The following is a 24,099-nucleotide window of genomic DNA, read 5'->3' as shown; positions in this document are numbered from 1 at the left end:
CGGAGTTCAGCATGGGATACCAAAAGATCCAGGTGCCGGCCGGTGACAAAATCACCGTCAACGCCGATATGTCCTTGAATGTACCGAAGAACCCGATCATCCCCTTCATCGAGGGTGATGGCATTGGCGTCGACATCAGCCCGGTCATGATCAAGGTCGTCGACGCAGCCGTCGAGAAAGCCTACAAGGGCGACCGCAAGATTGCGTGGATGGAAGTCTACGCCGGCGAGAAGGCCACCCAGGTCTACGACCAGGACACCTGGCTGCCCCAGGAAACCCTGGACGCCGTTCGCGATTACGTCGTCTCCATCAAGGGGCCGCTGACCACTCCGGTCGGCGGTGGCATCCGTTCGCTGAACGTAGCCCTTCGCCAGCAGCTCGACCTCTATGTCTGCCTGCGCCCGGTGCGCTGGTTCGAAGGCGTGCCCAGCCCGGTGAAGAAACCCGGCGACGTGGACATGGTGATCTTCCGGGAGAACTCCGAAGACATCTATGCCGGCGTCGAATGGAAAGCCGGCACCCCCGAAGCCCAGAAGGTCATCAAGTTCCTCACCGAGGAAATGGGCGTCAAGAAGATCCGCTTCACCGAAAACTGTGGCATCGGCATCAAGCCGGTTTCCCAGGAGGGCACCAAGCGCCTGGTGCGCAAGGCCCTGCAGTACGCCGTGGACAATGATCGCAGCTCCGTGACCATCGTTCATAAAGGCAACATCATGAAATTCACCGAGGGTGCCTTCAAGGACTGGGGCTACGAACTCGCTCGCGACGAGTTCGGCGCCCAACTGCTCGACGGCGGCCCGTGGATGCAGTTCAAGAACCCCAATACCGGCAAGAACATCGTGGTGAAGGACGTGATCGCCGACGCCATGCTGCAGCAGATCCTGCTGCGTCCGGCCGAGTACGACGTGATCGCCACCCTGAACCTGAACGGTGACTACCTCTCCGACGCCCTGGCGGCGGAGGTGGGCGGCATCGGTATCGCGCCGGGGGCCAACCTGTCCGATTCGGTGGCCATGTTCGAGGCGACCCACGGCACCGCGCCCAAGTACGCGGGGTTGGACAAGGTGAACCCGGGTTCGGTGATCCTTTCCGCCGAGATGATGCTGCGTCACCTGGGCTGGCCGGAAGCGGCCGACCTGATCATCAAGGGCGTGAACGGCGCCATCGCGGCCAGAACTGTTACCTACGATTTCGAACGCCTGATGGACGGCGCCAAGCTGCTGTCCTGCTCGGAGTTCGGCGACGCGATCATCGCCAAGATGTAAGCTGGGTGATGCACCCATAAAAAAGGCCGGCTGATGCCGGCCTTTTTTCATTCTGCTGATCCGGGAGGATCAGGCCTCTGCCGTGATGTTCTGCATCTCGCTGCTCGGGGCAGTCTGGGCGGAGGGTGCGGATACGCTGGCGTTGATGGGTTGAATGTTAACCGCATGCAACCCCTTCGGACCTTGCAGGATCTCGAAGCTTACGGGTTGGCCGGCCTTGAGTGTCTTGTAGCCATCCATCTGGATCGCCGAGTAATGAGCGAACAGGTCCTCATCTCGGCCTTCAGCCAGGATGAATCCATAGCCCTTGGCGTTGTTGAACCACTTGACCTTACCGCTGAGCATGCTGATATCCCTCTGCAAAGGACTCCATCGCTGGAGTATCATCCACTACGATTCCGCTACAGCCTTTATCAGAGGCTGGCGTCCGGAACTCCTGATACCCTCCGGGGGGTATCCTTTGGTTGTAACACCCTTTTGCCGTTAGTCAAGGCGGCGTCGTCTGGGCCTGAGAGACGTTTCAAACTCCGGTCGGCCCCCTCATTCACCCACTCGCAAAGCTTTTATTCCAGCATGCATGCAAGTAGCCAGATTCGACTAACATTCAATCAGGACCGCCCGGATCCATTGGAAGACGAAGGGACGGGGCTCGCGGTCGAGGAATCCAAGCCCGCGCTGAAGCCGCCGTCCATGTATCGGGTCATCATGTTCAACGATGATTACACCCCGATGGATTTCGTGGTTGAGGTGCTCGAGTTGTACTTCAACATGAACCGAGAGCAGGCAACCAAGGTCATGTTGACCGTGCATACTCAAGGCAAGGCGAACTGCGGGACCTTTACCCGTGATGTCGCTGAAACCAAAGCCATGCAGGTCAATCAATATGCGAGGGAGAGCCAACATCCACTGTTGTGCGAAATTGAGATAGAAGGTTGATGCGGATGTTTGGGAGCGAGGTGAAGTCATGTTGAATCGAGAGCTCGAAGTCACCCTCAATCTCGCCTTCAAGGAGGCGCGGGCGAAGCGGCATGAGTTCATGACCGTTGAGCACTTGCTGTTGGCGCTTCTGGATAACGAAGCCGCCGCAACGGTCCTGAGAGCGTGTGGAGCCAATCTGGACAAGCTGCGGCGGGACCTGCAGGAGTTCATCGACTCCACCACGCCACTGATCCCCCAGCATGATGAGGACCGCGAGACCCAGCCGACCCTGGGCTTCCAGCGCGTATTGCAGCGCGCGGTGTTCCACGTGCAGAGCTCCGGCAAGCGCGAAGTGACCGGTGCCAATGTGCTGGTGGCCATCTTCAGCGAACAGGAAAGCCAGGCGGTGTTCCTGCTCAAGCAGCAGAGCGTCGCGCGTATCGATGTGGTCAACTACATCGCCCACGGCATTTCCAAGGTGCCGGGCCATGCCGAGCATCAGGAAAGCGAGCAGGACATGCAGGACGAGGAGGGCGGCGAGTCTTCTACCTCCAGTCATCCTCTGGATGCCTATGCCAGCAACCTGAACGACCTGGCGCGCCAGGGGCGCATCGATCCGCTGGTTGGTCGTGAAACCGAAGTCGAGCGTGTTGCGCAGATTCTCGCGCGCCGCCGCAAGAACAACCCGCTGCTGGTGGGTGAGGCTGGCGTCGGCAAGACCGCCATCGCCGAAGGTCTGGCCAAGCGCATCGTTGACGGCCAGGTGCCGGACCTGCTGTCCGACAGCGTCGTCTATTCCCTCGACCTGGGCGCGCTGCTGGCGGGCACCAAGTATCGCGGCGATTTCGAGAAGCGCTTCAAGGCGCTGCTCAATGAGCTGCGCAAGCGTCCGCATGCCGTGCTGTTCATCGACGAAATCCACACCATCATCGGCGCTGGCGCGGCATCGGGTGGTGTGATGGATGCGTCCAACCTGCTCAAGCCGCTGCTGTCGTCCGGCGAGATCCGCTGCATCGGCTCCACCACCTTCCAGGAATTCCGCGGCATCTTCGAGAAGGATCGGGCGCTGGCTCGTCGCTTCCAGAAGGTTGATGTCACCGAGCCGTCCGTCGAGGACACCTACGGTATCCTGAAAGGCCTGAAGCCGCGCTTCGAGCAGCACCACCACGTCGAGTACAGCGACGAGGCGCTGCGTGCCGCCGCCGAACTGGCCGCGCGCTACATCAATGACAGGCACATGCCGGACAAGGCCATCGACGTGATCGACGAGGCCGGCGCCTATCAGCGTCTGCAGCCGGAAGAGAAGCGCGTGAAGCGCATCGAAGTTCCGCAGGTCGAGGATATCGTCGCGAAGATCGCGCGCATTCCTCCGAAGCACGTCTCCAGCTCCGATAAAGAGCTGCTGCGCAACCTCGAGCGCGACCTGAAGCTGACGGTGTTCGGTCAGGCTGCTGCCATCGAGTCGCTGTCCACTGCGATCAAACTGTCCCGTGCGGGTCTGAAGTCGCCGGACAAGCCGGTCGGTTCCTTCCTGTTCTCCGGTCCGACCGGGGTGGGCAAGACCGAGGTGGCTCGTCAGTTGGCCAAGGCGCTGGGCGTGGAGTTGGTGCGCTTCGACATGTCCGAGTACATGGAGCGGCACACCGTATCTCGTCTGATCGGTGCGCCTCCGGGTTACGTTGGCTTCGACCAGGGTGGCCTGCTCACCGAGGCGATCACCAAGACGCCGCACTGCGTACTGCTGCTGGATGAGATCGAGAAGGCGCACCCGGAAGTCTTCAACCTGCTGCTGCAGGTGATGGACCACGGCACCCTGACCGACAACAACGGGCGCAAGGCGGACTTCCGCAACGTCATCTTGATCATGACCACCAACGCGGGCGCGGAAACTGCGGCGCGGGCCTCCATCGGCTTCACGCTGCAGGATCACTCGACCGATGCCATGGAAGTGATCAAGAAGAGCTTCACGCCGGAGTTCCGCAACCGTCTGGACACCATCATCCAGTTCGGTCGCCTCAGTCTCGAGACCATCAAGAGCATCGTCGACAAGTTCCTCACCGAGCTGCAGGCGCAGTTGGAGGATAAGCACGTGCAGATCGAGGTCAGCGACGCGGCGCGCGGCTGGCTGGCGGAGAAGGGCTACGACCCGCAGATGGGTGCGCGTCCGATGGCGCGGCTGATCCAGGACAAGATCAAGCGGCCGCTGGCCGAAGAGATCCTGTTCGGCGAGCTGGCCGAGCACGGTGGTGTGGCCCATGTGGACCTGAAGGATGGCGAACTGGCCTTCGAGTTCGAAGTGATCGCCGTAGAGCCAGCCTGACGATGCTCAGGTTTAAAAAATAAGGCGCAAACGAAAACGCCCGGCATTGCCGGGCGTTTTTCTGTGTGCCGGATCTGACTTCCGGCGCTACCGTCCGTCAGCGGGCGCGGTAGGTGATACGACCCTTGGACAGGTCGTAGGGCGTCAGTTCTACGCGAACCTTGTCGCCGGTCAGGATGCGGATGTAGTTCTTGCGCATCTTGCCGGAGATGTGCGCGGTAACGACGTGCCCGTTCTCCAACTCCACGCGGAACATGGTGTTGGGCAGGGTGTCGACGACAGTGCCTTCCATTTCGAAGCTGTCTTCTTTCGACATGCAGTAGAGCCCTCGGTATCTATGATTGCCTGAAGTTTCAGGCCATTAAAAAAGGCACACATTGTGCCTGAAAATGCGCCAAAACGCCAAGTGGCGTGTAAAGAGTCAGTTCAGCACGACCCAGCGCTGGTTCACGAACAGCTCGATTGGTCGGTACTGGGTCTTGTAGTTCATCTTCCGGCAGTTCTTGATCCAGTAACCGAGATAGACCGCGTGCAGACCCAGTCGGTGGGTCTCGGCGATCTGCCAGAGGATGGCGTAGCGCCCCAGGCTGCGGCGCTCTTCGTCGGGGTCGTAGAAGGTGTAGACCGCCGAGAGTCCGTTGGGTAGGACGTCGGTGACCGCGACGGCCAGCAGGCGGCCTTGCAGGCGGAACTCGAAGAAACAGCTGAACGGCAGGTCGCGGACCAGGAAGGTGGCGAACTGGTCGCGGCTGGGCGGGTACATGTCTCCGTCGGCGTGGCGCTGTTCGATGTAGCGCATGTACAGCGCGTAGTACTCCTCGGTGAAGGTCGGTCGCTTGCGGATGACTTCGAGGTCGACGTTGCGCTTGAGGATGCGCTTCTGCTGGCGGCTGGGCTGGAAACCGGCGGCCGGGATGCGTGCCGGGATGCAGGCGGTGCAGTGCTGGCAGTGGGGGCGGTACAGGTGTTCGCCGCTGCGCCGGAAGCCGACCTCCGAAAGCGAGGCGTACAGCTGCGCGTCCATGGGCTGGCTGGGATCGAGGAACAGGGTGGTGGCCTGCTCCTCGGGCAGATAGCTGCATGGGTGCGGCTGTGTGGCGTAAAACTTCAGGCGGGCAAGCTCGGTCATCTTCAACCCCTGCGAGGACCCTCTGGCAAGTTTATGTCAGGCTGGGCTGGTCCGCTTGGGAAGTCCAGTCCTGCAGTGGTGATTGGTCGAGATGGCGGCGCAGATAAGCGGCGAATTCGCGCCGGGAAATGGCTCGCGCGCCAAAGCTGTGCAGGTGCTGGGTTGGCATCTGGCAGTCGATCAGCTCGAAACCGGCAGTCTTGAGGCGCTGCACCAGGGTGACGAACGCCACCTTGGAGGCATTGTCCGCACGGCTGAACATGGATTCGCCGAAGAACAGCCGACCAATGGCCAGTCCGTACAGGCCGCCGACCAGCTTGTCGCCATCCCAGGCTTCCACCGAGTGTGCGACGCCCAGGCGATGCAGCTCGCAGTAGGCCTGCTGCATTGGCGTGGTGATCCAGGTTCCGTCGGCGTAATCACGCGGGCTGGCGCAGCCGTGGATGACCCGCTCGAAGGCCTGGTCGATGCTGACCTGGTAGCGCTGCTGGCGCAGGCATTTGGCCAGGCTGCGGGAAACGTGCAGTTCGTCGGGGAAGAGTACGGTGCGCGGATCGGGCGACCACCAGAGGATCGGTTGGCCGTCCTGGTACCAGGGGAAACAGCCGTGACGGTACGCCTGGATCAGGCGGCGCGGGTCGAGGTCGCCACCGGCCGCGAGCAGGCCGTTGGGCTCGTGCAGGGCCTTGTCCAGGGGCGGGAAATCGAAGTTGTCGCGGGAAAGCCAATTGAGCATGGGCGGAGGAGGGGAGGGCGGGCCTCCCCTTTGACCGATCAGTTGTCGTCGAGGAACTTCTCGGCGTCCAGCGCGGCCATGCAGCCGGCGCCGGCGGAGGTGATCGCCTGGCGGTAGACGTGGTCGGCCACGTCGCCTGCGGCGAACACGCCTTCGATGCTGGTCTGGGTGGCGTTGCCTTCGGAGCCGCCCTTGATCTTCAGGTAGCCGTCATGCATGGCCAACTGGCCGGTGAACAGGTCGGTGTTGGGCTTGTGGCCGATGGCGATGAACACGCCGGACAGGTCCAGCTGGCGGGTTGCGCCGGTTTCGGCGTCCTTCAGGCGTACACCGATCACGCCCATGTCGTCGCCCAGGACTTCGTCCAGGGTGGTGTTCCAGTGCAGGTGCACGTTGCCGTTCTGGGCTTTCTCGAACAGCTTGTCCTGCAGGATCTTCTCCGAGCGCAGCTTGTCGCGGCGGTGGATCAGGTGCACTTCCTTGGCAATATTGGACAGGTAGAGTGCTTCTTCCACGGCGGTGTTGCCGCCGCCGACCACGCAGACCACCTGGTTGCGGTAGAAGAAGCCATCGCAGGTGGCGCAGGCGGAAACGCCGCGGCCCATGAAGGCCTCCTCGGAGGACATGCCCAGGTACTGGGCCGAGGCGCCGGTGGCGATGATCAGTGCGTCGCAGGTGTAGGTACCGCTGTCACCCTTGAGGGTGAAGGGCTTGCTCTGCAACTCGGCGGTGTGGATGTGGTCGTAGACGATCTCGGTATCGAAACGCTGGGCGTGCTGCTGCATGCGCTCCATCAGGGCGGGACCGGTCAGGCCTTCGACGTCGCCCGGCCAGTTGTCGACTTCGGTGGTGGTGGTGAGCTGGCCGCCGGGCTGGATGCCGGTGATGACAACAGGCTTGAGGTTGGCGCGGGCGGCGTACACGGCAGCGGTGTAGCCGGCGGGGCCGGAGCCCAGGATGATCAGGCGCGAATGCTTGACTTCACTCATAAAAAGACTCCATAAGCCTTTGTCACGTAAGAGAATGCATGCTCCAATTGAGCAGCCGAAAAACGGTGATGGGCTATGCTACACCGAACCTCGGAAAGCCGGCAAAAGCGCCGTCGGACGCTTCCGGGCTCGCTGGCATCGGCTGGCCAAAGCCGTACAATAGGCCCGTTTTGAGGCTCAACGACTCTCGGACGCGCGTAGAGCGCAGGAATAGACGCGTTTTGAAGGACACCACCACAGCAAGCCATGCCGCCGCCTGGCGTCAGCAACTGCACTATCGCCTGAAGGAAGGGGCGTTGATCGCGCTGGGCGCGCTCTGCCTTTACCTGTGGATGGCGTTGCTCACCTATGATCCGTCCGATCCGGGCTGGAGCCACTCCAGCCACGTCGATCAGGTGCAGAACGCCGCCGGCCGCCTGGGTGCTCTGAGCGCCGACATCCTGTTCATGGTGCTGGGCTATTTCGCCTACCTGTTCCCGCTGTTGCTGGCGGTGAAGACCTATCAGGTCTTCCGCAAGCGGCACATGCCCTGGGAGTGGAGCGGCTGGCTGTTCTCCTGGCGCCTGATCGGCCTGGTGTTCCTGGTGCTGGCCGGTTCCGCGCTGGCCTACATCCATTTCCATGCCAGCGGCAGCCACATGCCGGCCAGTGCCGGCGGCGCCCTGGGCGAGAGCCTGGGGCAACTGGGTGTCAATGCGCTGAACGTGCAGGGCAGCACGCTGCTGTTCCTGGCCCTGTTCCTGTTTGGCATGACCGTCTTCGCCGACCTGTCCTGGTTCAAGGTCATGGACGTTACCGGCAAGATCACCCTCGATCTCTTCGAACTGATCCACAATGCCGCCAACCGCTGGTGGAGCGCCCGCAGCGAGCACAAGCAACTGGTCGCCCAGCTGCGTGAGGTGGACGAGCGTGTGGCCGAGGTTGCCGCCCCCATCGTTGCTGACCGCCGCGAACAGGCCAAGGTCAAGGAGCGCCTGATCGAGCGCGAGGAAGCCCTGGTCAAGAGCGTGCAGGAGCGCGAGAAACGCGTGGCGCCGAAGATCGACGTGCCGCCGCCGGCCGCCAAGCCGGCCGAGCCGAGCAAGCGCGTGCTGAAGGAAAAACAGGCGCCGCTGTTCGTCGACACAGCCGTGGAAGGCACGCTGCCGCCGCTGTCGATCCTCGACCCGGCTGCCGAGAAGAAGCAGAGCTACTCCCCGGAATCCCTGGAGGCCATGTCGCGCCTGCTGGAGATCAAGCTCAAGGAGTTCGGCGTCGAAGTGGTGGTCGAGTCGGTCCATCCGGGCCCGGTGATCACCCGTTTCGAAATCCAGCCGGCCGCCGGCGTGAAGGTCAGCCGTATCTCCAACCTGGCCAAGGACCTGGCGCGCTCGCTGGCGGTGATCAGCGTGCGCGTGGTGGAAGTGATCCCCGGCAAGACTACCGTGGGCATCGAGATTCCCAACGAAGACCGGCAGATGGTGCGCTTCTCCGAAGTGCTGATGACGCCCGAGTACGACGAGCACAAGTCCACCGTGCCACTGGCCCTGGGCCACGACATCGGCGGCAACCCGATCATCACCGACCTGGCGAAGATGCCGCACCTGCTGGTGGCCGGTACCACCGGTTCCGGTAAGTCGGTGGGCGTGAACGCCATGCTGCTGTCGATCCTGTTCAAGTCCACGCCGGAAGAGGCGCGGCTGATCATGATCGACCCGAAGATGCTGGAACTGTCGATCTACGAAGGCATTCCGCACCTGCTCTGCCCGGTCGTCACCGACATGAAGGAAGCCGCCAACGCCCTGCGCTGGAGCGTGGCGGAGATGGAGCGCCGCTACAAGCTGATGGCGGCCATGGGCGTGCGTAACCTCGCCGGTTTCAACCGCAAGGTGAAGGACGCGGAAGAGGCCGGCACGCCGCTGACCGACCCGCTGTACCGCCGCGAGAGCATGGAAGACGAAGCTCCACTGCTGCAGACCCTGCCGACCATCGTGGTGGTGGTAGACGAATTCGCCGACATGATGATGATCGTCGGCAAGAAGGTGGAAGAGCTGATCGCCCGTATCGCCCAGAAGGCGCGTGCGGCGGGTATCCACCTGATCCTGGCGACCCAGCGTCCATCGGTGGACGTGATCACCGGCCTGATCAAGGCGAACATCCCGACCCGTATTGCCTTCCAGGTATCCAGCAAGATCGACTCGCGCACCATCCTCGACCAGGGTGGCGCCGAGCAGCTGCTGGGCCACGGTGACATGCTCTACCTGCCGCCGGGCACCGGCCTGCCGATCCGTGTCCATGGCGCCTTCGTCTCCGACGACGAAGTACACCGTGTGGTCGAGGCCTGGAAGCTGCGTGGCGCGCCGAACTACATCGAAGACATCCTCGCCGGCGCCGATGAAGGCGGCGGTTCGGGCGGTGGCAGCTTCGAAGGCGGCGAGGGCGGCGAGGGCAGCGAGGATGATCCGCTCTATGACGAGGCCGTGCGTTTCGTCACTGAAAGTCGCCGTGCGTCCATTTCCGCCGTGCAGCGCAAGCTGAAGATCGGTTACAACCGCGCCGCGCGGATGATCGAGGCGATGGAAATGGCTGGCGTGGTCACCCCGATGAATACCAATGGCTCGCGCGAAGTCATCGCGCCGGCCCCGATTCGTGATTGATTCGACTTCGAGGATATATGCGTCTGATTCGCATGTTGTTCGTTGCTGCGCTGGCCATTGCCGGCGCGCAGGCCCACGCTGACGATGCCGCCGCCCAGCGCCTGAGCGGTATGCTCAGCAAGGCCCAGACCATGACCGCGCGCTTCTCCCAGCTGACCCTGGACGGTAGCGGCACCCGCCTGCAGGAAACCGCCGGCACCCTGGGCCTCAAGCGCCCCGGTCTGTTCCGTTGGCACACCGATGCGCCGAATGAGCAACTGCTCATCTCCAATGGCGAGAAAATCTGGCTTTACGACCCGGACCTGGAGCAGGTGACCATCCAGAAGCTCGACCAGCGCCTGACCCAGACCCCGGCGCTGCTGCTTTCCGGCGACGTCTCGAAGATCGGCCAGAGCTTCGACATCACCGCCAAAGACGGCGGCAACGTGGTGGACTTCATCCTCAAGCCCAAGGCCAAGGACACCCTGTTCGACAGCCTGCGGATTTCCTTCCGCAGCGGTGTGGTGAACGACATGCAACTGGTCGACAGCGTCGGTCAGCGTACCAACATCCTGTTCTTCGACGTGAAGATGAACGAGGCGATGGACGCCAAGCAGTTCGTCTTCGACGTGCCCAAGGGCGTCGACGTCATCCAGGAATAACCGGCCTCGTGCTGGATTGATCGATAGGTAAGACCGTGGACCTGTTCCGCTCCGCCCCCGTTTCCCAGCCCCTGGCCGCGCGCCTGCGCGCGACCAGCCTGGACGAGTACGTCGGCCAGGAGCACCTGCTCGCGCGCGGCAAGCCGCTGCGCGAGGCGCTGGAGCAGGGCGCGCTGCATTCGATGATCTTCTGGGGCCCGCCCGGGGTCGGCAAGACCACCCTGGCGAAGCTGCTGGCCCAGGTCACCGATGCGCACTTCGAGACCATCTCGGCGGTGCTCTCGGGGGTGAAGGAAATCCGCCAGTCGGTGGAGGTGGCCAAGCAGCACGCCGCGCAGTACGGCCGCCGCACCATCCTCTTCGTCGACGAGGTGCACCGCTTCAACAAGAGCCAGCAGGATGCCTTCCTGCCTTATGTCGAAGACGGCACCCTGATCTTCATCGGTGCGACCACCGAGAACCCGTCCTTCGAACTGAACAATGCGCTGCTCTCCCGCGCCCGCGTCTACGTGCTGAAAAGCCTGGACGAAGCGGCCCTGCGTCGCCTGGTGCAGCGCGCACTCACCGAAGAGAAGGGGCTGGGCAAGCGCAACCTGAGCCTGCCCGACGATAGCTTCGCCATCCTCATGGCCGCCGCCGACGGCGATGGCCGGCGCCTGCTCAACCTGCTGGAGAACGCCTCGGACCTCGCCGAGGACAATGGCGAGATCAGCGCCGAGTTGCTGCAGAACCTGCTGGGCGACTCGCGCCGTCGATTCGACAAGGGCGGCGAGGCGTTCTATGACCAGATCAGCGCGCTGCACAAATCGGTGCGCGGCTCCAGCCCGGACGGTGCGCTGTACTGGTACTCGCGCATGCTCGATGGCGGCTGTGACCCGCTCTACATTGCCCGCCGTGTGGTGCGTATGGCCAGCGAGGACATCGGCAACGCCGACCCCCGCGCGCTGACCCTGTGCCTCAACGCCTGGGATGTGCAGGAGCGCCTGGGCAGTCCGGAAGGTGAATTGGCCATTGCGCAGGCTATCGTCTACCTGGCCTGTGCACCGAAGAGCAATGCCGTCTACAACGCCTACAACACCGCGCGCCGTGATGTGGCGGAGAGCGGCTCGCTGGAAGTGCCGCTGCACTTGCGCAACGCACCGACCAAATTGATGAAGAACCTGGGCTATGGCGACGAGTATCGTTACGCCCATGATGAGCCGGACGCCTACGCGGCCGGGGAGGACTACTTCCCCGAGTCCATGGAACCGCGCCAGTATTACCAACCCGTGCCGCGCGGGCTGGAGCTGAAGATCGGCGAGAAGTTGCGCCACCTGGCGAATCTCGACCAGAGCAGTCCGCGCAAGCGCAGAAAATCCTGAAGTGGCGCCCGCGAGCGCCACCTGACACTAGACACGAGAAGACAGCATGCTCGATTCCAAACTGGTTCGTACCCAGCCGCAGGAAGTTGCGGAACGCCTGGCCACCCGTGGCTTCACCCTGGACGTGGCGCGCATCGAAGCGCTGGAGAGCCAGCGCAAGTCCGTGCAGACCCGCACCGAGACCCTGCAGGCCGAGCGCAACTCGCGTTCCAAGGCGATTGGCCTGGCCATGAAGAACGGTGAAGACGTCGCGCCGCTGAAGGCCGAGGTCAACCGCATGGCCGAGGAGCTGGAATCCGGCAAGCGCGAACTGGACGCCATCCAGGCCGAGCTGGACAACCTGCTGCTGAACATCCCGAACCTGCCCCACGAATCCGTGCCGGTCGGCGAGGACGAAGAGCAGAACGTCGAAGTCCGCCGCTGGGGCACTCCGCGCACCTTCGATTTCGAGATCAAGGACCACGTCGCCTTGGGCGAGAAGCATGGCTGGCTGGACTTCGAGACCGCCGCCCGCCTGTCCGGCGCCCGCTTCGCCCTGATGCGCGGCCCGATCGCCCGCCTGCACCGCGCCCTGGCGCAGTTCATGATCGACCTGCACACCCGCGAGCATGGTTACGAAGAGGCCTACACCCCATACCTGGTGCAGGCTCCGGCGCTGCAGGGAACCGGCCAGCTGCCGAAGTTCGAGGAGGATCTGTTCAAGATCCAGCGCGAAGACGAAGCCGACCTGTACCTGATCCCCACCGCCGAAGTGTCGCTGACCAACATCGTGGCCGGCCAGATCCTCGATGCGAAGGAACTGCCGCTGAAGTTCGTCGCCCACACCCCGTGCTTCCGCAGCGAAGCCGGCGCCTCCGGCCGCGATACCCGCGGCATGATCCGCCAGCACCAGTTCGACAAGGTCGAGATGGTGCAGATCGTCGAGCCGTCGAAATCCTGGGAAGCCCTGGAAAGCCTGGTCGGCAACGCCGAGAAAGTCCTGCAGGCTCTGGAGCTGCCGTACCGCGCCCTGGCGCTGTGCACCGGCGACATGGGCTTCGGCGCCGCCAAGACCTATGACCTGGAAGTCTGGGTGCCGAGCCAGGACAAGTACCGCGAGATTTCCTCCTGCTCCAACTGTGGCGACTTCCAGGCCCGCCGCATGCAGGCGCGTTACCGCAACCCGGAAACCGGCAAGCCGGAACTGGTCCACACCCTCAACGGCTCGGGCCTGGCCGTGGGCCGCACCCTGGTCGCCGTGCTGGAGAACTACCAGCAGGCCGATGGCTCGATCCGCGTACCGGAAGTGCTCAAGCCGTACATGGCCGGCATCGAGGTCATCGGCTGAAATGGACTTCCTGCCGCTGTTCCACATCCTGCGCGGACGTCGCGCGCTACTGGTCGGCGGCGGTGATGTCGCACTGCGCAAGGCGCGCCTGCTGAGCGACGCCGGCGCGGTGCTGCGGGTCGTGGCGCCCGCGGTGCACTCCGAGCTGCGTGAGCTGGTCGAGCAGGTGCAGGGCGAGTTGTTGCTGCGCCCGTACGCTTCCGGCGATCTGCAGGACTGCGTGCTGGCCATCGCCGCGACCGACGATGAGCCGCTCAACGCGCAAGTCTCCCGCGATGCCAACGAGCGTGGCGTGCCGGTCAACGTGGTCGATGCGCCTGCTCTGTGCAGCGTGATCTTCCCGGCCATCGTCGATCGTTCGCCGCTGGTTGTGGCTGTCTCCAGTGGCGGCGATGCACCGGTGCTGGCGCGGCTGCTGCGGGCCAAACTGGAAACCTGGATTCCCGCGACCTACGGCCAGCTCGCCGGGCTCGCCAGCCGCTTCCGCGAGCGCGTGAAGCAACGCCTGCCGGACCTGCAGCAGCGCCGCAAGTTCTGGGAAGAGGTGTTCCAGGGACCGGTGGCAGAACGCATGCTGTCCGGTCAGCCGAACGAAGCCGAACGCCTGCTGGCGGACAAGCTGGACTCGCCGCAGCCCGAATCCCGTGGCGAGGTCTATCTGGTCGGTGCCGGGCCGGGCGATCCCGACCTGCTGACCTTCCGTGCCCTGCGCCTGATGCAGCAGGCCGACGTGGTGCTCTACGATCGTCTCGTTGCGCCGGCCATTCTCGAACTGTGCCGCCGCGATGCCGATCGACTGTATGTCGGCAAGCGCCGTGCGGACCACGCCGTTCCGCAGGACGAGATCAATCGCCAACTGGTCGAGCTGGCCCTGCAAGGCAAGCGCGTGCTGCGTCTGAAGGGTGGTGACCCGTTCATCTTCGGTCGTGGCGGCGAAGAGATCGACGAGCTGGCGGCCAATGGCATCCCGTTCCAGGTCGTGCCCGGTATCACCGCAGCCAGCGGTTGCGCGGCCTATGCCGGCATTCCGCTGACCCATCGCGACTATGCGCAGTCGGTGCGCTTCGTGACCGGGCACCTGAAGGATGGCACCACCGACCTGCCCTGGGGTGATCTGGTGGCGCCGGGGCAGACCCTGGTGTTCTACATGGGACTGGTCGGCTTGCCGGTGATCTGCGAGCAGCTGGTGCGCCATGGGCGTTCCGCCGATACCCCGGCGGCGCTGGTTCAGCAGGGCACTACCGTGCACCAGCGGGTGTTCACCGGCACGCTGGCCGATCTGCCCGCGCTGGTGGCGGAGCATGAGGTGCATGCGCCGACCCTGGTAATCGTGGGCGAAGTCGTGCAGTTGCGGGACAAGCTCGCCTGGTTCGAAGGGCAACAATGAAGGCCGTGCTTGGCGTGACACTGGGCGTTGTTTGCGCCTTGGGTTGCGTCGCGCTGCCTGCTTCCGCAGCCAGCTTTGACTGCAGCAAGGCGAAACAGGCAGACGAAAAAGCCATTTGTGCCGATCGCCAGCTATCCGAGCTGGATGTGCAGATGGCTACCACCTACCGCCTGCTCCGGGGGCTGTTCGCCATGGGCATGCGCGGCAACCTGGGCGATTCTCAGCTCGCGTGGCTGGAGCAGCGGCGCGCCTGTGGGGCGAGGAAGGCTTGCCTGAAGCAACGCTATCAGGAACGCCTCGACGCACTGCAGAAGGTCTACGACGGCATCGACAAGCCGATCTGATTCCGGCGCAGGGCGTATAACCGTTCGCGGTTATACGCCGTTTGACCTTCACTGCCGACCTGCTCGGATTTGAACTCGGAGCTGTGCTTCGCCAGGCTCAACCACGAAGTCGACGAGGAGATGGGTGTATCGGCGTATAACGTCGAACGTTATACGCCCTACGCCAGCCTCACCCTTTCTGCGCGATGCCTTTGCCCGGCAGATGCTCCCGCCCATGGGGCGTGGTGAAGTCCTGCTGTGGTCCCAGCGGAACGACGCCAGTCGGGTTGATGGTGCGGTGGCTGGCGTAGTAGTGGTGCTTGATGTGCTGGAAGTCGACCGTGCCGGCGACGCCCTGCCACTGGTACAGCTCACGCAGCCAGCCGGATAGGTTGGGGTAGTCCGCCAGGCGCCGCAGGTTGCACTTGAAGTGGCCGTGGTAGACGGCATCGAAGCGGATCAGCGTGGTGAACAGGCGCACATCGGCCTCGGTCAGGTATTCGCCTGCCAGGTAGCGCTGTTTGCCCAGGCGCTCGTCCAGCCAGTCCAGTTCGTTGAACAGGGTCTTGAACGCCTCTTCGTAGGCCGCCTGGGTGGTGGCGAAGCCGGCGCGGTACACGCCGTTGTTCACCGCCGGGTAGATACGCTCATTCAGTTCGTCGATCTGTGCCCGCAGCGGCTCCGGATAGAGGTCCAGGCGGTTGCCGGTGAGGTCGTCGAAAGCCGAGTTGAACATGCGGATGATCTCCGCCGACTCGTTGCTGACGATGCGCTGCTCGTGCCTGTCCCACAGCACCGGTACGGTGACGCGGCCGGTGTAGTGCGGGTCGTCCTTGGTATAGCGCTGGTGGAGGAAGTCCAGGCCGTCGAGCTTGTCGCCGGTCGAGCCCAGCGCCTTGTCGAAGGTCCAGCCATTTTCCAGCATCAGCCAGCTGACCACCGAAACGTCGATCAGTGATTCCAGGCCCTTGAGCTGGCGGAAGATCAGCGTGCGGTGGGCCCAGGGGCAGGCCAGGGAAACGTAAAGGTGATAACGGCCGGGCTCGGCGCGGAAGCCGCCTTCGCCGCTGGGGCCGGGGCTTCCGTCGGCGGTGATCCAGTTGCGGCGCTGAGCGTTCTCGCGCTGGAAGCGGCCGTCCTTGCTGGTGTCATACCACTGGTCATGCCAGCGGCCATCGATCAACTGTCCCATCGTGTGTGCTCCAGAAAGCAGGGGAGATGGGACCAGTCTATCGATAAAGACTCGATTGATTAGCGCAAAAACAGGATTTCAGATATCGATCAGATCGATCTATCGCGTGCGGTCCAGCGTTTATCGGCCTCCGCGAAGGCTTCGTCTCTCGGCAATCCCATCGCGCGCAGGGCCAATGCCATCGTTGCCCGTACCGCCAGTTCGCCATAGGAGTCCTGGCTTTCGCCGTGCCAGAAGGCGACCAGTTCGGCAGGGGCCAGCGTTTCCGGTTTGACGTGGCGCAGCGGCGACAGTGCTGGCCATTCCTCGTCCCAGGCTTCGCCAGCGCGGCAGCCATAGAGGTGCGAGCTGGCGTCGGGATTCACTTCGATCTCGCCACCTTCGCCCTTGATGACGATGGCGTAGTCGCCGAGCAGGCGGCTGCCCTCGCGGTGCACCGCCTGGTAGCCGGGGTGGAAGATGCTCTGCAGCACACAGGTCGCGCCCAGCGGGTTGATCAGGCGCACGGCAGAGTGCATCGGCGAGCGCAGGCCGAGGGTGTTGCGCAGCTCGATCATCTGTTGCAGACGCGGCATCCAGTCCACCAGCGGTGCGAAGGCGATGCCTTTGTCGTCCAGTGCGTTGCTGACCGAATCCCAGTCGCGGCACAGCGGCAGGCCGAGCTGCTCCAGCAGCTGTTCGGTGTAGAGCCGGCCCGCGGTATGGGCGCCGCCGCCGTGCAGCAGGATGCGGGTGCCGCTGCCGGCCAGGCATTTGGCGGCCAGCAGGTACCAGGGCAGGTGACGCTTCTTGCCGGCGTAGCTGGGCCAGTCCAGATCCACGGCGATCTTCGGCACTTGCAGGCGTTCGCGCACCGCCTCGGTGAAGCCGGCCAGTTCCTCGGCGCTTTCCTCCTTGTGCCGCAGCAGCATCAGGAAGGCGCCCAGCTGGGCCTCCTCGACCTTGTCGTCGAGGATCATGCCCAGTGCTTCGTGGGCTTCCTCGCGGGTCAGGCCGCGCGCGCCGCGCTTGCCCTTGCCGAGGATGCGAACGAACTGGGCGAACGGATGTTCTTCAGGTGTCTGCAGGACGAGCGGGGCGGCGGTCATAGGCAGTTGGTCGGCTTCGGCAGGCCGGCAAGCTTGGCGGCAAGCTTGGCCGGGGTGCCCTTGAACAGGAGGTTGAGGTGCAGGCTGCTGCCCTTTTCCGTGCCCAGTCGCTGGGCGACGTACTTGATGAGCGGCCGGTTCGCTGGGGAGAGCTGGAATTCGCCATAGAACTCGCGCAGCAGCAGGAGGATTTCCCAATGCTCGGGCGTCAGGTGGATGCCTTCGTTGTGCGCCAGGGCCTCGGCGGCGGCGTCGCTCCAGTCGTCCAGGTGCGCCAGGTAGCCGTCCTTGTCCAGCGGCAGGGCTTGTCCGTTGACCAGTAGGGTGCTCATAGCCAGGCATTCACCTTGTCGAAGCGGGTGCAGAGCTCGACGAAGCCGGGATAGTCGACCGCGATGACGCGGGCGGGAACATCGTCCATGCCGCGCGCCTGAAGGTCTTCCAGCAGGGCGAAGAGTCCGTTGGCGGCGGGCATCAGCTCCAGCGCCTGGCAGGGCGCAGTGCCGTCGCGCAGGGCGTAGACGGCGTCGCCGGTCAGCAGCAGGCCGTCGTCCGGGCCGAGCAGGTGCAGGCAACTGGCGAGTCGGCCGTCGTCGAAGGGGGAGTGCGAGAGCAGGTGGAGAGTAGCCATCAGATCGTGATCACCTGGTCGTGGGTTTGCAGCAGGTCGCGTAGGGCGGTGGCGTCCAGCGCCTGTACGGGCAGCGTCAGGTTGGCGGCGTCCAGGCCGCGCTCGCCGAGGCTGCGCTGGCTGACGTAGAGCGCTTCCACGCCGAACAGCGGCAGGGCTTGCAGGTTGGCCTGCAGGTCCTTCTGTTCGAGGTTGGCCGGGCGTTGGCCGGGCGCGAGCTGGAAGACGCCGTCGTCGAGGAAGAGCATCGAGATCGGCAGGTCGAAGGCGCCTCCGGCCAGGGCAATGTCCAGCGCCTCGCGGGCGGCGGGGCCGGCCCAGGGCGCCTGACGGCTGATGATCAACAGGGATTTGGCCATCAGTCGCCTCCGAAGCAGACCAGGCGGTCCGCCAGTTGCGCCGCTTCATGCAGCTGGCCGAGGCCGGAAAGGTCCCAGGGTGCCTGCAGGTTGGCGGCAGGGCGGGAATAGCGGTTGGCTTCCTCGCCGTTCAGCACGCCACGGCGCAGCGCGGCGGCGATGCAGACCACGCCGTCCAGCTGGTTGTCGGCGACGAAGCGGGTCCAGGCGGCGGCGACGTCCAGCTCGTCCTGGCTGGCCACGGCATTGGCCGAGGCGCTGTACACGCCATCCTGATAGAAGAACAGCCGGGTGATTTCATGGCCGCCGGCCAGCGCAGCTTCGGCGAAGCGCAGGGCGCGCCGGGCTGCCGGCGAATGCGGCGGGGAGAAGAGGGCGATGACGAACTTCATGGAGCGGGCCTTCGCGACGAATTTTCGCAGGATGATACGGCACTCTGTCGTTTTTTGCCGTGCAGCGGAAACGCAAAAGCCCCGCTGGGCGGGGCTTTTGACGTAGAGAATAATGGCGGAAGCGCAGAGATTCGAACTCTGGGGGCTGTTACACCCGGCGGTTTTCAAGACCGCTGCCTTAAACCACTCGGCCACACTTCCGCATGAGCGGGGCGCCATAGTACCGGATCGCAACACACTGTCAAACTCTGGTGATTCGAGGCCCATTTGCCTCTGTTATGATGAATGGCACTACGGTCATGGACCCGTATCCCGCTTAAACAGGAGTGTCTCGACATGCAAGAACGGCAATATCTCGACTCCACGGCCGTGGAGCAGAAAGAGGTCAGCGGCGTCCTGCGCAATACCTATGGTCTGCTCGCGCTGACGCTGGCCTTCAGCGGTCTGGTGGCTTTCGCCTCGCAGCAGATGCGTCTGCCTTACCCGAGCATCTTCGTGGTGCTGCTGGGCTTCTACGGCCTGTTCTTCCTCACCGTGAAGCTGCGCAACAGCGCCTGGGGTCTGCTCAGCACCTTCGCCCTCACCGGCTTCATGGGCTACACCCTTGGCCCGATCCTCAACCTGTACCTGGGCATGGCCAATGGCGCGAGTGTGATCTCGTCGGCCTTCTTCATGACGGCCCTGGTGTTCTTCGGCCTGTCCGCCTACGTGCTGACTACCCGCAAGGACATGAGCTTCCTGTCCGGCTTCATCACCGCGGGCTTCTTCGTGCTGCTGGGCGCCGTACTGGTCTCGCTGTTCTTCCAGATCAGCGGCCTGCAACTGGCCATCAGCGCCGGCTTCGTGCTGTTCTCCTCGGCGATGATCCTGTTCCAGACCAGCGCGATCATTCACGGTGGCGAGCGCAACTACATCATGGCCACCATCAGCCTGTACGTCTCGATCTACAACCTGTTCATCAGCCTGCTGCAGATCTTCGGCATCATGGGCAGCGACGACTGATCGTTACGCAAACATAAAAAAGCCCGCATTGATGCGGGCTTTTTTATGGTCGTTCGGGGTGCGCTCTCTGGTCGACTTCAAGAGCCAGGGCCGGGGCGGCTTTTCACAGGGGGAGGGCAACTTCCTTCGCTCCTGCAGAATCAATTGACGACGTTGCGCACGAACCGCGCCAGGACGTCCCCATGGTTCTGGTAGGAAAACGGCTGGCTGCTCTTGAACACATGGAACCCGCCGGCCTCGACGGTCACCGTCTCCTCGGCGAGCACGATGGTCAGTTGCCCCTCGATCACATAGACCATGTCGTACCAGCCGTCAGCGTCCGGCTCGGCGTTGTAGCGGTCGCCGGGTGCCAGGGACCAGTGCCAGAGCTCCGCCTGGCGCGTGGCCGGCGTGCTGGCGAGGAGGGTGCCGCGGCTGTCGGTTTGCGCGCCGGCCCAGGCCACCGCGTCGACGCGGGACAGGTTGCGGGTCGACGGCGGCCGGACCAGGTCGGCGAAGGTCACGCCAAGGGCGGCGGCGATGCGGTCCAGGGTGGCGAGGCTGACGTTGGTGTCGCCGCTCTCGATGCCGACCAGCATCCGCCGGCTGACACCAGAGGCCTTGGCCAACGCATCCTGGCTGAAGCCGCTATTGCGACGCAGGGTCTTCACGTTATCGGCGACGTGCACCAGCACACTGGGACGATCGGAAGGAGTGGGCAGTATATTGCTCATTCTGGCCTTTTTGCGCATTATGTTGCGCATAACAGTCAACCAAGATTTCCCTAACGTTGCAACGCCTGTTCAGGTCCGCATCATGCCTCGCTCTCGCTTCATCTCCACTGTCCTGCCGGTTCTCCTGCTGATCGTCTCCATGGCCTCGATCCAGTCGGGCGCCTCCCTGGCCAAGAGCCTGTTCCCGCTGGTGGGAGCCGAGGGCGTAACCGCCATGCGCCTGCTGTTCGCCGCGATCCTCCTGCTGGCGATCCTGCGGCCGTGGCGTACTTCGCTCAACGGCAAGTCGCTGGTGCCGCTGATCGCCTACGGCGTGACCCTCGGCGGCATGAACCTGATGTTCTACATGGCGCTGCAGACCGTGCCGCTGGGGATCGCAGTGGCGCTGGAATTCACCGGGCCGCTGGCGGTGGCGTTGTATTTCTCGCGCAAGCCGATCGACTTCCTGTGGATCGCCATGGCGGTATTCGGCCTCTGGGTACTGCTGCCGATTGGGGACCTGGGCCAGGGCGTGGACCCCAAGGGCGCACTGCTGGCGCTGGCGGCGGGCGTCTGCTGGGGGCTGTACATCATCTTTGGCCAGCGTGCCGGCAATGATCTCGGTGCCCAGGGCGCGGCGCTTGGGGTGACCATCGCCGCAATCTGCGTGGCCCCCATCGGTTTCGCCCATGCCGGCAGTGCACTGCTGGATGTGAGCCTCCTGCCGGCGCTGCTGGGTGTGGCCGTGCTCTCCAGTGCCTTGCCCTACACCCTGGAGATGATCGCCCTGACACGCCTGCCGGCGCGCACCTTCGGCACCCTGATGAGCATCGAGCCGGCGTTCGGCGCGATCTCCGGGCTGGTATTCCTCGGTGAACAGCTCACTTCGCACCAGTGGCTGGCCATCGGCGCGATCATCTTCGCCTCGGTGGGCACCACCCTCAGCAGTCGTCCCAAGGAGCCGCTGGCGCTGCCGGTCGCTGACTGAGGATCAGCTGGAGAGGCGTTCGCTCAGGCGCTTCTCGCCCAGGAGAATCTGCCGCTTGGCGCTGCGGGCCAGGCGGATGCACAGCATCACCGCCGCGCAGGTCAGGCCGACGATCAGGCCTTCCCACAGGCCGCGTGGCCCGGTGGGCTCCTGCAGCCAGTGGGCCAGGCCCAGGCTGTAGCCCACCGGCAGGCCGATACCCCAGTAGGCGAACAGGGTCATGATCATGGTCGCGCGGGTGTCCTGGTAGCCGCGCAGGGCACCGGCGGCGGTGACCTGCACGGCGTCGGAGAACTGGAACAGCGCGGAGAACACCAGCAGCGAGGCGGCCAGCGCCAGCACTTCAGGGTCCTGGGTGTAGAGCGCGGCGATGTGCTCGCGCATCAGCAGCATGCCGCTGGCGGAAATGCACGCGTAGGCGAGCGCGGCACCCATCCCGACGCCTGCGGCGAAGCGCGCATCGCGCGGCGTGCCGGCGCCAAGGGCCTGGCCGACGCGGACGGTTACGGCCATGGCCAGCGAGTAGGGGATCATGAACACCAGCGCGCTGAAGTTCAGCGCCACCTGGTGACCCGCCACGACTTTCTCACCCAGCTCGCCGATCAGCAGGGCGATCACCGAGAAGATGCTCGATTCGGCGAAGATCGCGATGCCAATGGGCAGGCCGACCGCCACCAGGCTGCCGATCACCTTGAAGTTGGGCAACTCCCAGTGGGCGAACAGTTGGCTCGGCTTGTAGACCTTTGCCCAGTTCACCCAGAACAGCATGCCCAGCAGCATGAACCACATTACCGATCCGGTGGCCCAGCCGCAGCCGGGGCCGCCCAGGGCCGGGAAGCCGAGGTGGCCGTAGATCAGCATCCAGTTGATCGGAATGTTCAGCATCAGCCCGCAGATGCCCAGCACCATGCTCGGCCGGGTGCGCCCCAGGCCATCGCTGTAGCAGCGCAGCACGTGGTACAGCGCCACCGCCGGCAGGCCGCAGGCGATGCCGCGCAGGTAGAAGCAACTGGGCTCGATCAGTGCTTCCTCGACCTTCATCGCCCGCAGCACCGGCTCGGAGAGGAACCACAGGGTCGCCGCCGCCAGCGGGCCGACCAGCAGCGCCAGCCACAGCGCCTGGCGCACCAGCGGGCCGGTGCCCGGCTGGTCGCCGGCGCCATAGCGCTGCGCGACCTTGGCGGTGGTGGCGAGCAGGGTGCCGGTCATCAGCAGGAACACCGGAATCCAGATCGAGTTGCCCAGCGCCACTGCCGCGAGGTCGCGCGGACCGACGCTGCCGGCCATCACCGCATCGACGAAGCCCATGGCGGTGGTGGCCAGCTGGGCGATCATGATCGGCATGGCGAGGCTGAGCAGTTCCTTGAACTCGATGAGGGCGCGCCGTCCACGGGAGACGGGCTGGGCGATGCTGGTCACGGCGGTCCTTTTCTGGCGGAAGGAAGCGGAAGGAAGCCGGCCAGTTTACGACTTGTCAGTCTGGTCAGGAAAGCATCGTTGCAAGTTGCGGGACCGCGCGCAGGCGCGCTGGTAAAGTAGCCGGTGCCGATTTCTGGAGTCAGTCCATGCGTATCCTTGCCGATGAAAACATTCCCCTGGTCGAAGCCTTCTTCGGCGGTCACGGTGAAATCCGTCGCCTGCCCGGACGCGGCATCGACCGCGCCGTCCTGGGCGATGCCGAGGTGCTGCTGGTGCGTTCGGTGACCGACGTCAGCCGCGCCTTGCTCGAAGGCAGCCAGGTCAAATTCGTCGGCACCTGCACCATCGGCACCGATCATCTCGACCTCGACTACTTCGCCGAGGCCGGCATCACCTGGTCCAGCGCGCCGGGCTGCAACGCCCGTGGCGTGGTGGACTGGGTGCTGGGCAGCTTGCTGGCGCTGGCTGAGGTGCACGGGGCGAAGCTGGCCGAGCGCCGTTATGGCGTGATTGGCGCCGGTCAGGTTGGCGGCCGTCTGGTCGATGTACTGCGCGGGCTGGGCTGGGATGTGCGCGTCTGCGATCCGCCGCGCGCCGCTTCCGAGGGAGGTGACTTCCGCAGCCTGGAAGAAGTGCTGCGCGAGTGCGACGTGATCAGTCTGCACACGCCGATGACCCGCGATGGCGAACACCCGACGCGTCACCTGCTCGATGCCGAGCGCCTCAAGGCGCTGCGTCCCGGCACCTGGCTGCTCAACGCCAGCCGTGGCGGCGTGGTCGACAACGCCGCACTGCGCGCGCATCTGGAAGCGGGCGCTGACCTGGACGTGGCGCTGGACGTGTGGGAAGGCGAGCCGCAGGTGGACGTCGAACTGGCCGCGCGCTGCCGCATCGCCACGCCGCACATCGCCGGCTACAGCCTGGACGGCAAGCTGCGCGGCACGGCCCAGATCTACGATGCCTTCTGCGCCTGGCTCGGGCGCGCGCCGGAAGTGAGCCTGGACGACCTGCTGCCGGCGCAATGGCTGGCCGAACTGAGCCTGAAGGAAGAGTGCGACCCGGACTGGGCGCTGGCCATGCTGTGCCGTGCGGTGTACGACCCGCGCAGCGATGACGCGGCTTTCCGGCGCAGTCTGGTGGGGGATGCCGAGGCGCGGCGCAAGGCATTCGATGCCCTGCGCAAGCACTACCCGCCGCGACGGGAAATCACCGGGCTGTGGGTGGACATCCAGGGCGATGCGCCGCGGCTGGAAAACCTGCTGACGGCGCTGGGCGCCAACCGGGTCGGGGAGTAGGGTGGGACT

At 64.4% G+C, this 24,099-nt stretch carries 25 protein-coding genes and 1 tRNA gene; 12 read left to right on the top strand and 14 right to left on the bottom strand.

Going from position 1 to position 24,099, the window contains the following annotated elements:
- The first annotated feature begins 11 nt into the window (after positions 1–11).
- Positions 12–1,265, top strand: a complete 1,254-nt coding sequence (gene icd, locus SD196_RS16360) for an NADP-dependent isocitrate dehydrogenase (RefSeq protein WP_275611436.1) — start codon at positions 12–14, stop codon at positions 1,263–1,265.
- A gap of 69 nt (positions 1,266–1,334) precedes the next feature.
- On the opposite strand, the gene cspD is transcribed toward icd, so the two are convergent.
- Positions 1,335–1,610 carry a cold shock domain-containing protein CspD gene (gene cspD / locus SD196_RS16355; RefSeq protein ID WP_275611437.1) on the bottom strand — a complete coding sequence of 92 codons (276 nt, stop codon included), beginning with the start codon at positions 1,608–1,610 and terminating at the stop codon, positions 1,335–1,337.
- A 228-nt stretch (positions 1,611–1,838) separates the two neighbouring features.
- Here cspD and clpS point away from each other — a divergent pair, with 228 nt between their 5' ends.
- Both clpS and clpA read left to right on the top strand, forming a co-directional pair.
- Complete coding sequence (gene clpS, locus SD196_RS16350; RefSeq protein WP_275611438.1) at positions 1,839–2,201, top strand: ATP-dependent Clp protease adapter ClpS; 363 nt, start codon at positions 1,839–1,841, stop codon at positions 2,199–2,201.
- Between the two features lie 28 nt (positions 2,202–2,229).
- Positions 2,230–4,503, top strand: a complete 2,274-nt coding sequence (clpA, locus tag SD196_RS16345) for an ATP-dependent Clp protease ATP-binding subunit ClpA (protein ID WP_275611439.1) — start codon at positions 2,230–2,232, stop codon at positions 4,501–4,503.
- Between the two features lie 97 nt (positions 4,504–4,600).
- On the opposite strand, the gene infA is transcribed toward clpA, so the two are convergent.
- From infA to trxB, 4 genes are all read right to left on the bottom strand, one after another.
- Positions 4,601–4,819: a translation initiation factor IF-1 gene (gene infA / locus SD196_RS16340; protein WP_002553999.1), complete on the bottom strand. Its 219-nt coding sequence runs from the start codon at positions 4,817–4,819 to the stop codon at positions 4,601–4,603.
- Between the two features lie 105 nt (positions 4,820–4,924).
- Positions 4,925–5,632: an arginyltransferase gene (locus tag SD196_RS16335; protein ID WP_275611440.1), complete on the bottom strand. Its 708-nt coding sequence runs from the start codon at positions 5,630–5,632 to the stop codon at positions 4,925–4,927.
- A 31-nt stretch (positions 5,633–5,663) separates the two neighbouring features.
- Positions 5,664–6,368: a leucyl/phenylalanyl-tRNA--protein transferase gene (gene aat / locus SD196_RS16330; protein ID WP_275611441.1), complete on the bottom strand. Its 705-nt coding sequence runs from the start codon at positions 6,366–6,368 to the stop codon at positions 5,664–5,666.
- A 38-nt stretch (positions 6,369–6,406) separates the two neighbouring features.
- Positions 6,407–7,357, bottom strand: a complete 951-nt coding sequence (trxB, locus tag SD196_RS16325) for a thioredoxin-disulfide reductase (RefSeq protein ID WP_343573356.1) — start codon at positions 7,355–7,357, stop codon at positions 6,407–6,409.
- 170 nt (positions 7,358–7,527) lie between these two features.
- Between trxB and ftsK the strand changes: the two genes are divergently transcribed.
- From ftsK to SD196_RS16295, 6 genes are read left to right on the top strand one after another with little or no spacing between them, the layout of a single operon-like run.
- Positions 7,528–9,993, top strand: a complete 2,466-nt coding sequence (ftsK, locus tag SD196_RS16320; RefSeq protein WP_370599609.1) for a DNA translocase FtsK — start codon at positions 7,528–7,530, stop codon at positions 9,991–9,993.
- A 17-nt stretch (positions 9,994–10,010) separates the two neighbouring features.
- Positions 10,011–10,634 (top strand): outer membrane lipoprotein chaperone LolA, encoded by a 624-nt coding sequence (lolA, locus tag SD196_RS16315; protein ID WP_275611444.1) that lies wholly within the window; start codon positions 10,011–10,013, stop codon positions 10,632–10,634.
- A 35-nt stretch (positions 10,635–10,669) separates the two neighbouring features.
- Entirely contained in the window at positions 10,670–11,995 is a 1,326-nt protein-coding gene (locus SD196_RS16310; protein ID WP_275611445.1) for a replication-associated recombination protein A, read from the top strand.
- A 46-nt stretch (positions 11,996–12,041) separates the two neighbouring features.
- Positions 12,042–13,322, top strand: coding sequence for a serine--tRNA ligase (gene serS / locus SD196_RS16305; protein WP_275611446.1), 1,281 nt, complete (start codon positions 12,042–12,044; stop codon positions 13,320–13,322).
- 1 nt (position 13,323) lies between these two features.
- Positions 13,324–14,709 carry a siroheme synthase CysG gene (cysG, locus tag SD196_RS16300; RefSeq protein WP_343573359.1) on the top strand — a complete coding sequence of 462 codons (1,386 nt, stop codon included), beginning with the start codon at positions 13,324–13,326 and terminating at the stop codon, positions 14,707–14,709.
- Positions 14,706–15,053, top strand: a complete 348-nt coding sequence (locus tag SD196_RS16295) for a lysozyme inhibitor LprI family protein (protein WP_331319794.1) — start codon at positions 14,706–14,708, stop codon at positions 15,051–15,053. Before cysG ends, SD196_RS16295 begins: the two co-directional genes overlap by 4 nt.
- A 169-nt stretch (positions 15,054–15,222) precedes the next feature.
- Here SD196_RS16295 and SD196_RS16290 read toward each other — a convergent pair whose 3' ends face one another.
- The 7 genes from SD196_RS16290 to SD196_RS16260 form a co-directional block, all read right to left on the bottom strand.
- Complete coding sequence (locus tag SD196_RS16290; protein WP_331319793.1) at positions 15,223–16,224, bottom strand: glutathione S-transferase family protein; 1,002 nt, start codon at positions 16,222–16,224, stop codon at positions 15,223–15,225.
- A gap of 89 nt (positions 16,225–16,313) precedes the next feature.
- Positions 16,314–17,312, bottom strand: a complete 999-nt coding sequence (locus SD196_RS16285) for a glycosyl transferase family protein (protein WP_343573362.1) — start codon at positions 17,310–17,312, stop codon at positions 16,314–16,316.
- Entirely contained in the window at positions 17,309–17,644 is a 336-nt protein-coding gene (locus SD196_RS16280) for a TusE/DsrC/DsvC family sulfur relay protein (protein ID WP_275611451.1), read from the bottom strand. Before SD196_RS16280 ends, SD196_RS16285 begins: the two co-directional genes overlap by 4 nt.
- Entirely contained in the window at positions 17,641–17,946 is a 306-nt protein-coding gene (gene tusB / locus SD196_RS16275; RefSeq protein ID WP_207883429.1) for a sulfurtransferase complex subunit TusB, read from the bottom strand. The genes SD196_RS16280 and tusB overlap by 4 nt, the downstream gene beginning before the upstream one ends.
- Positions 17,943–18,302 (bottom strand): sulfurtransferase complex subunit TusC, encoded by a 360-nt coding sequence (gene tusC, locus SD196_RS16270; RefSeq protein WP_275611452.1) that lies wholly within the window; start codon positions 18,300–18,302, stop codon positions 17,943–17,945. The genes tusB and tusC overlap by 4 nt, the downstream gene beginning before the upstream one ends.
- The gene (tusD, locus tag SD196_RS16265) at positions 18,302–18,694 is read right to left on the bottom strand and encodes a sulfurtransferase complex subunit TusD (protein WP_331319791.1); all 393 of its coding nucleotides are present in this window, start codon (positions 18,692–18,694) and stop codon (positions 18,302–18,304) included. The genes tusC and tusD overlap by 1 nt, the downstream gene beginning before the upstream one ends.
- Before the next feature lie 113 nt (positions 18,695–18,807).
- A tRNA-Ser gene (locus tag SD196_RS16260) sits at positions 18,808–18,895 on the bottom strand.
- Positions 18,896–19,030: 135 nt separating this feature from the next.
- Here SD196_RS16260 and SD196_RS16255 point away from each other — a divergent pair.
- Positions 19,031–19,696: a Bax inhibitor-1/YccA family protein gene (locus SD196_RS16255; protein ID WP_275611459.1), complete on the top strand. Its 666-nt coding sequence runs from the start codon at positions 19,031–19,033 to the stop codon at positions 19,694–19,696.
- Between the two features lie 140 nt (positions 19,697–19,836).
- On the opposite strand, the gene SD196_RS16250 is transcribed toward SD196_RS16255, so the two are convergent.
- The gene (locus SD196_RS16250; protein ID WP_343573366.1) at positions 19,837–20,439 is read right to left on the bottom strand and encodes a helix-turn-helix domain-containing protein; all 603 of its coding nucleotides are present in this window, start codon (positions 20,437–20,439) and stop codon (positions 19,837–19,839) included.
- 52 nt (positions 20,440–20,491) lie between these two features.
- Here SD196_RS16250 and rhtA point away from each other — a divergent pair, with 52 nt between their 5' ends.
- Positions 20,492–21,376: a threonine/homoserine exporter RhtA gene (rhtA, locus tag SD196_RS16245; RefSeq protein WP_371228435.1), complete on the top strand. Its 885-nt coding sequence runs from the start codon at positions 20,492–20,494 to the stop codon at positions 21,374–21,376.
- A 3-nt stretch (positions 21,377–21,379) separates the two neighbouring features.
- On the opposite strand, the gene SD196_RS16240 is transcribed toward rhtA, so the two are convergent.
- Entirely contained in the window at positions 21,380–22,795 is a 1,416-nt protein-coding gene (locus SD196_RS16240; RefSeq protein ID WP_416310430.1) for an MATE family efflux transporter, read from the bottom strand.
- Between the two features lie 146 nt (positions 22,796–22,941).
- Between SD196_RS16240 and pdxB the strand changes: the two genes are divergently transcribed.
- Positions 22,942–24,090 carry a 4-phosphoerythronate dehydrogenase PdxB gene (gene pdxB, locus SD196_RS16235; protein ID WP_275611463.1) on the top strand — a complete coding sequence of 383 codons (1,149 nt, stop codon included), beginning with the start codon at positions 22,942–22,944 and terminating at the stop codon, positions 24,088–24,090.
- Positions 24,091–24,099 lie beyond the last annotated feature (9 nt).

Source organism: Pseudomonas macauensis (assembly GCF_047902425.1).
Classification (GTDB): Bacteria; Pseudomonadota; Gammaproteobacteria; order Pseudomonadales; family Pseudomonadaceae; genus Pseudomonas.
This window is presented reverse-complemented; position numbering and strand designations above follow the sequence as displayed.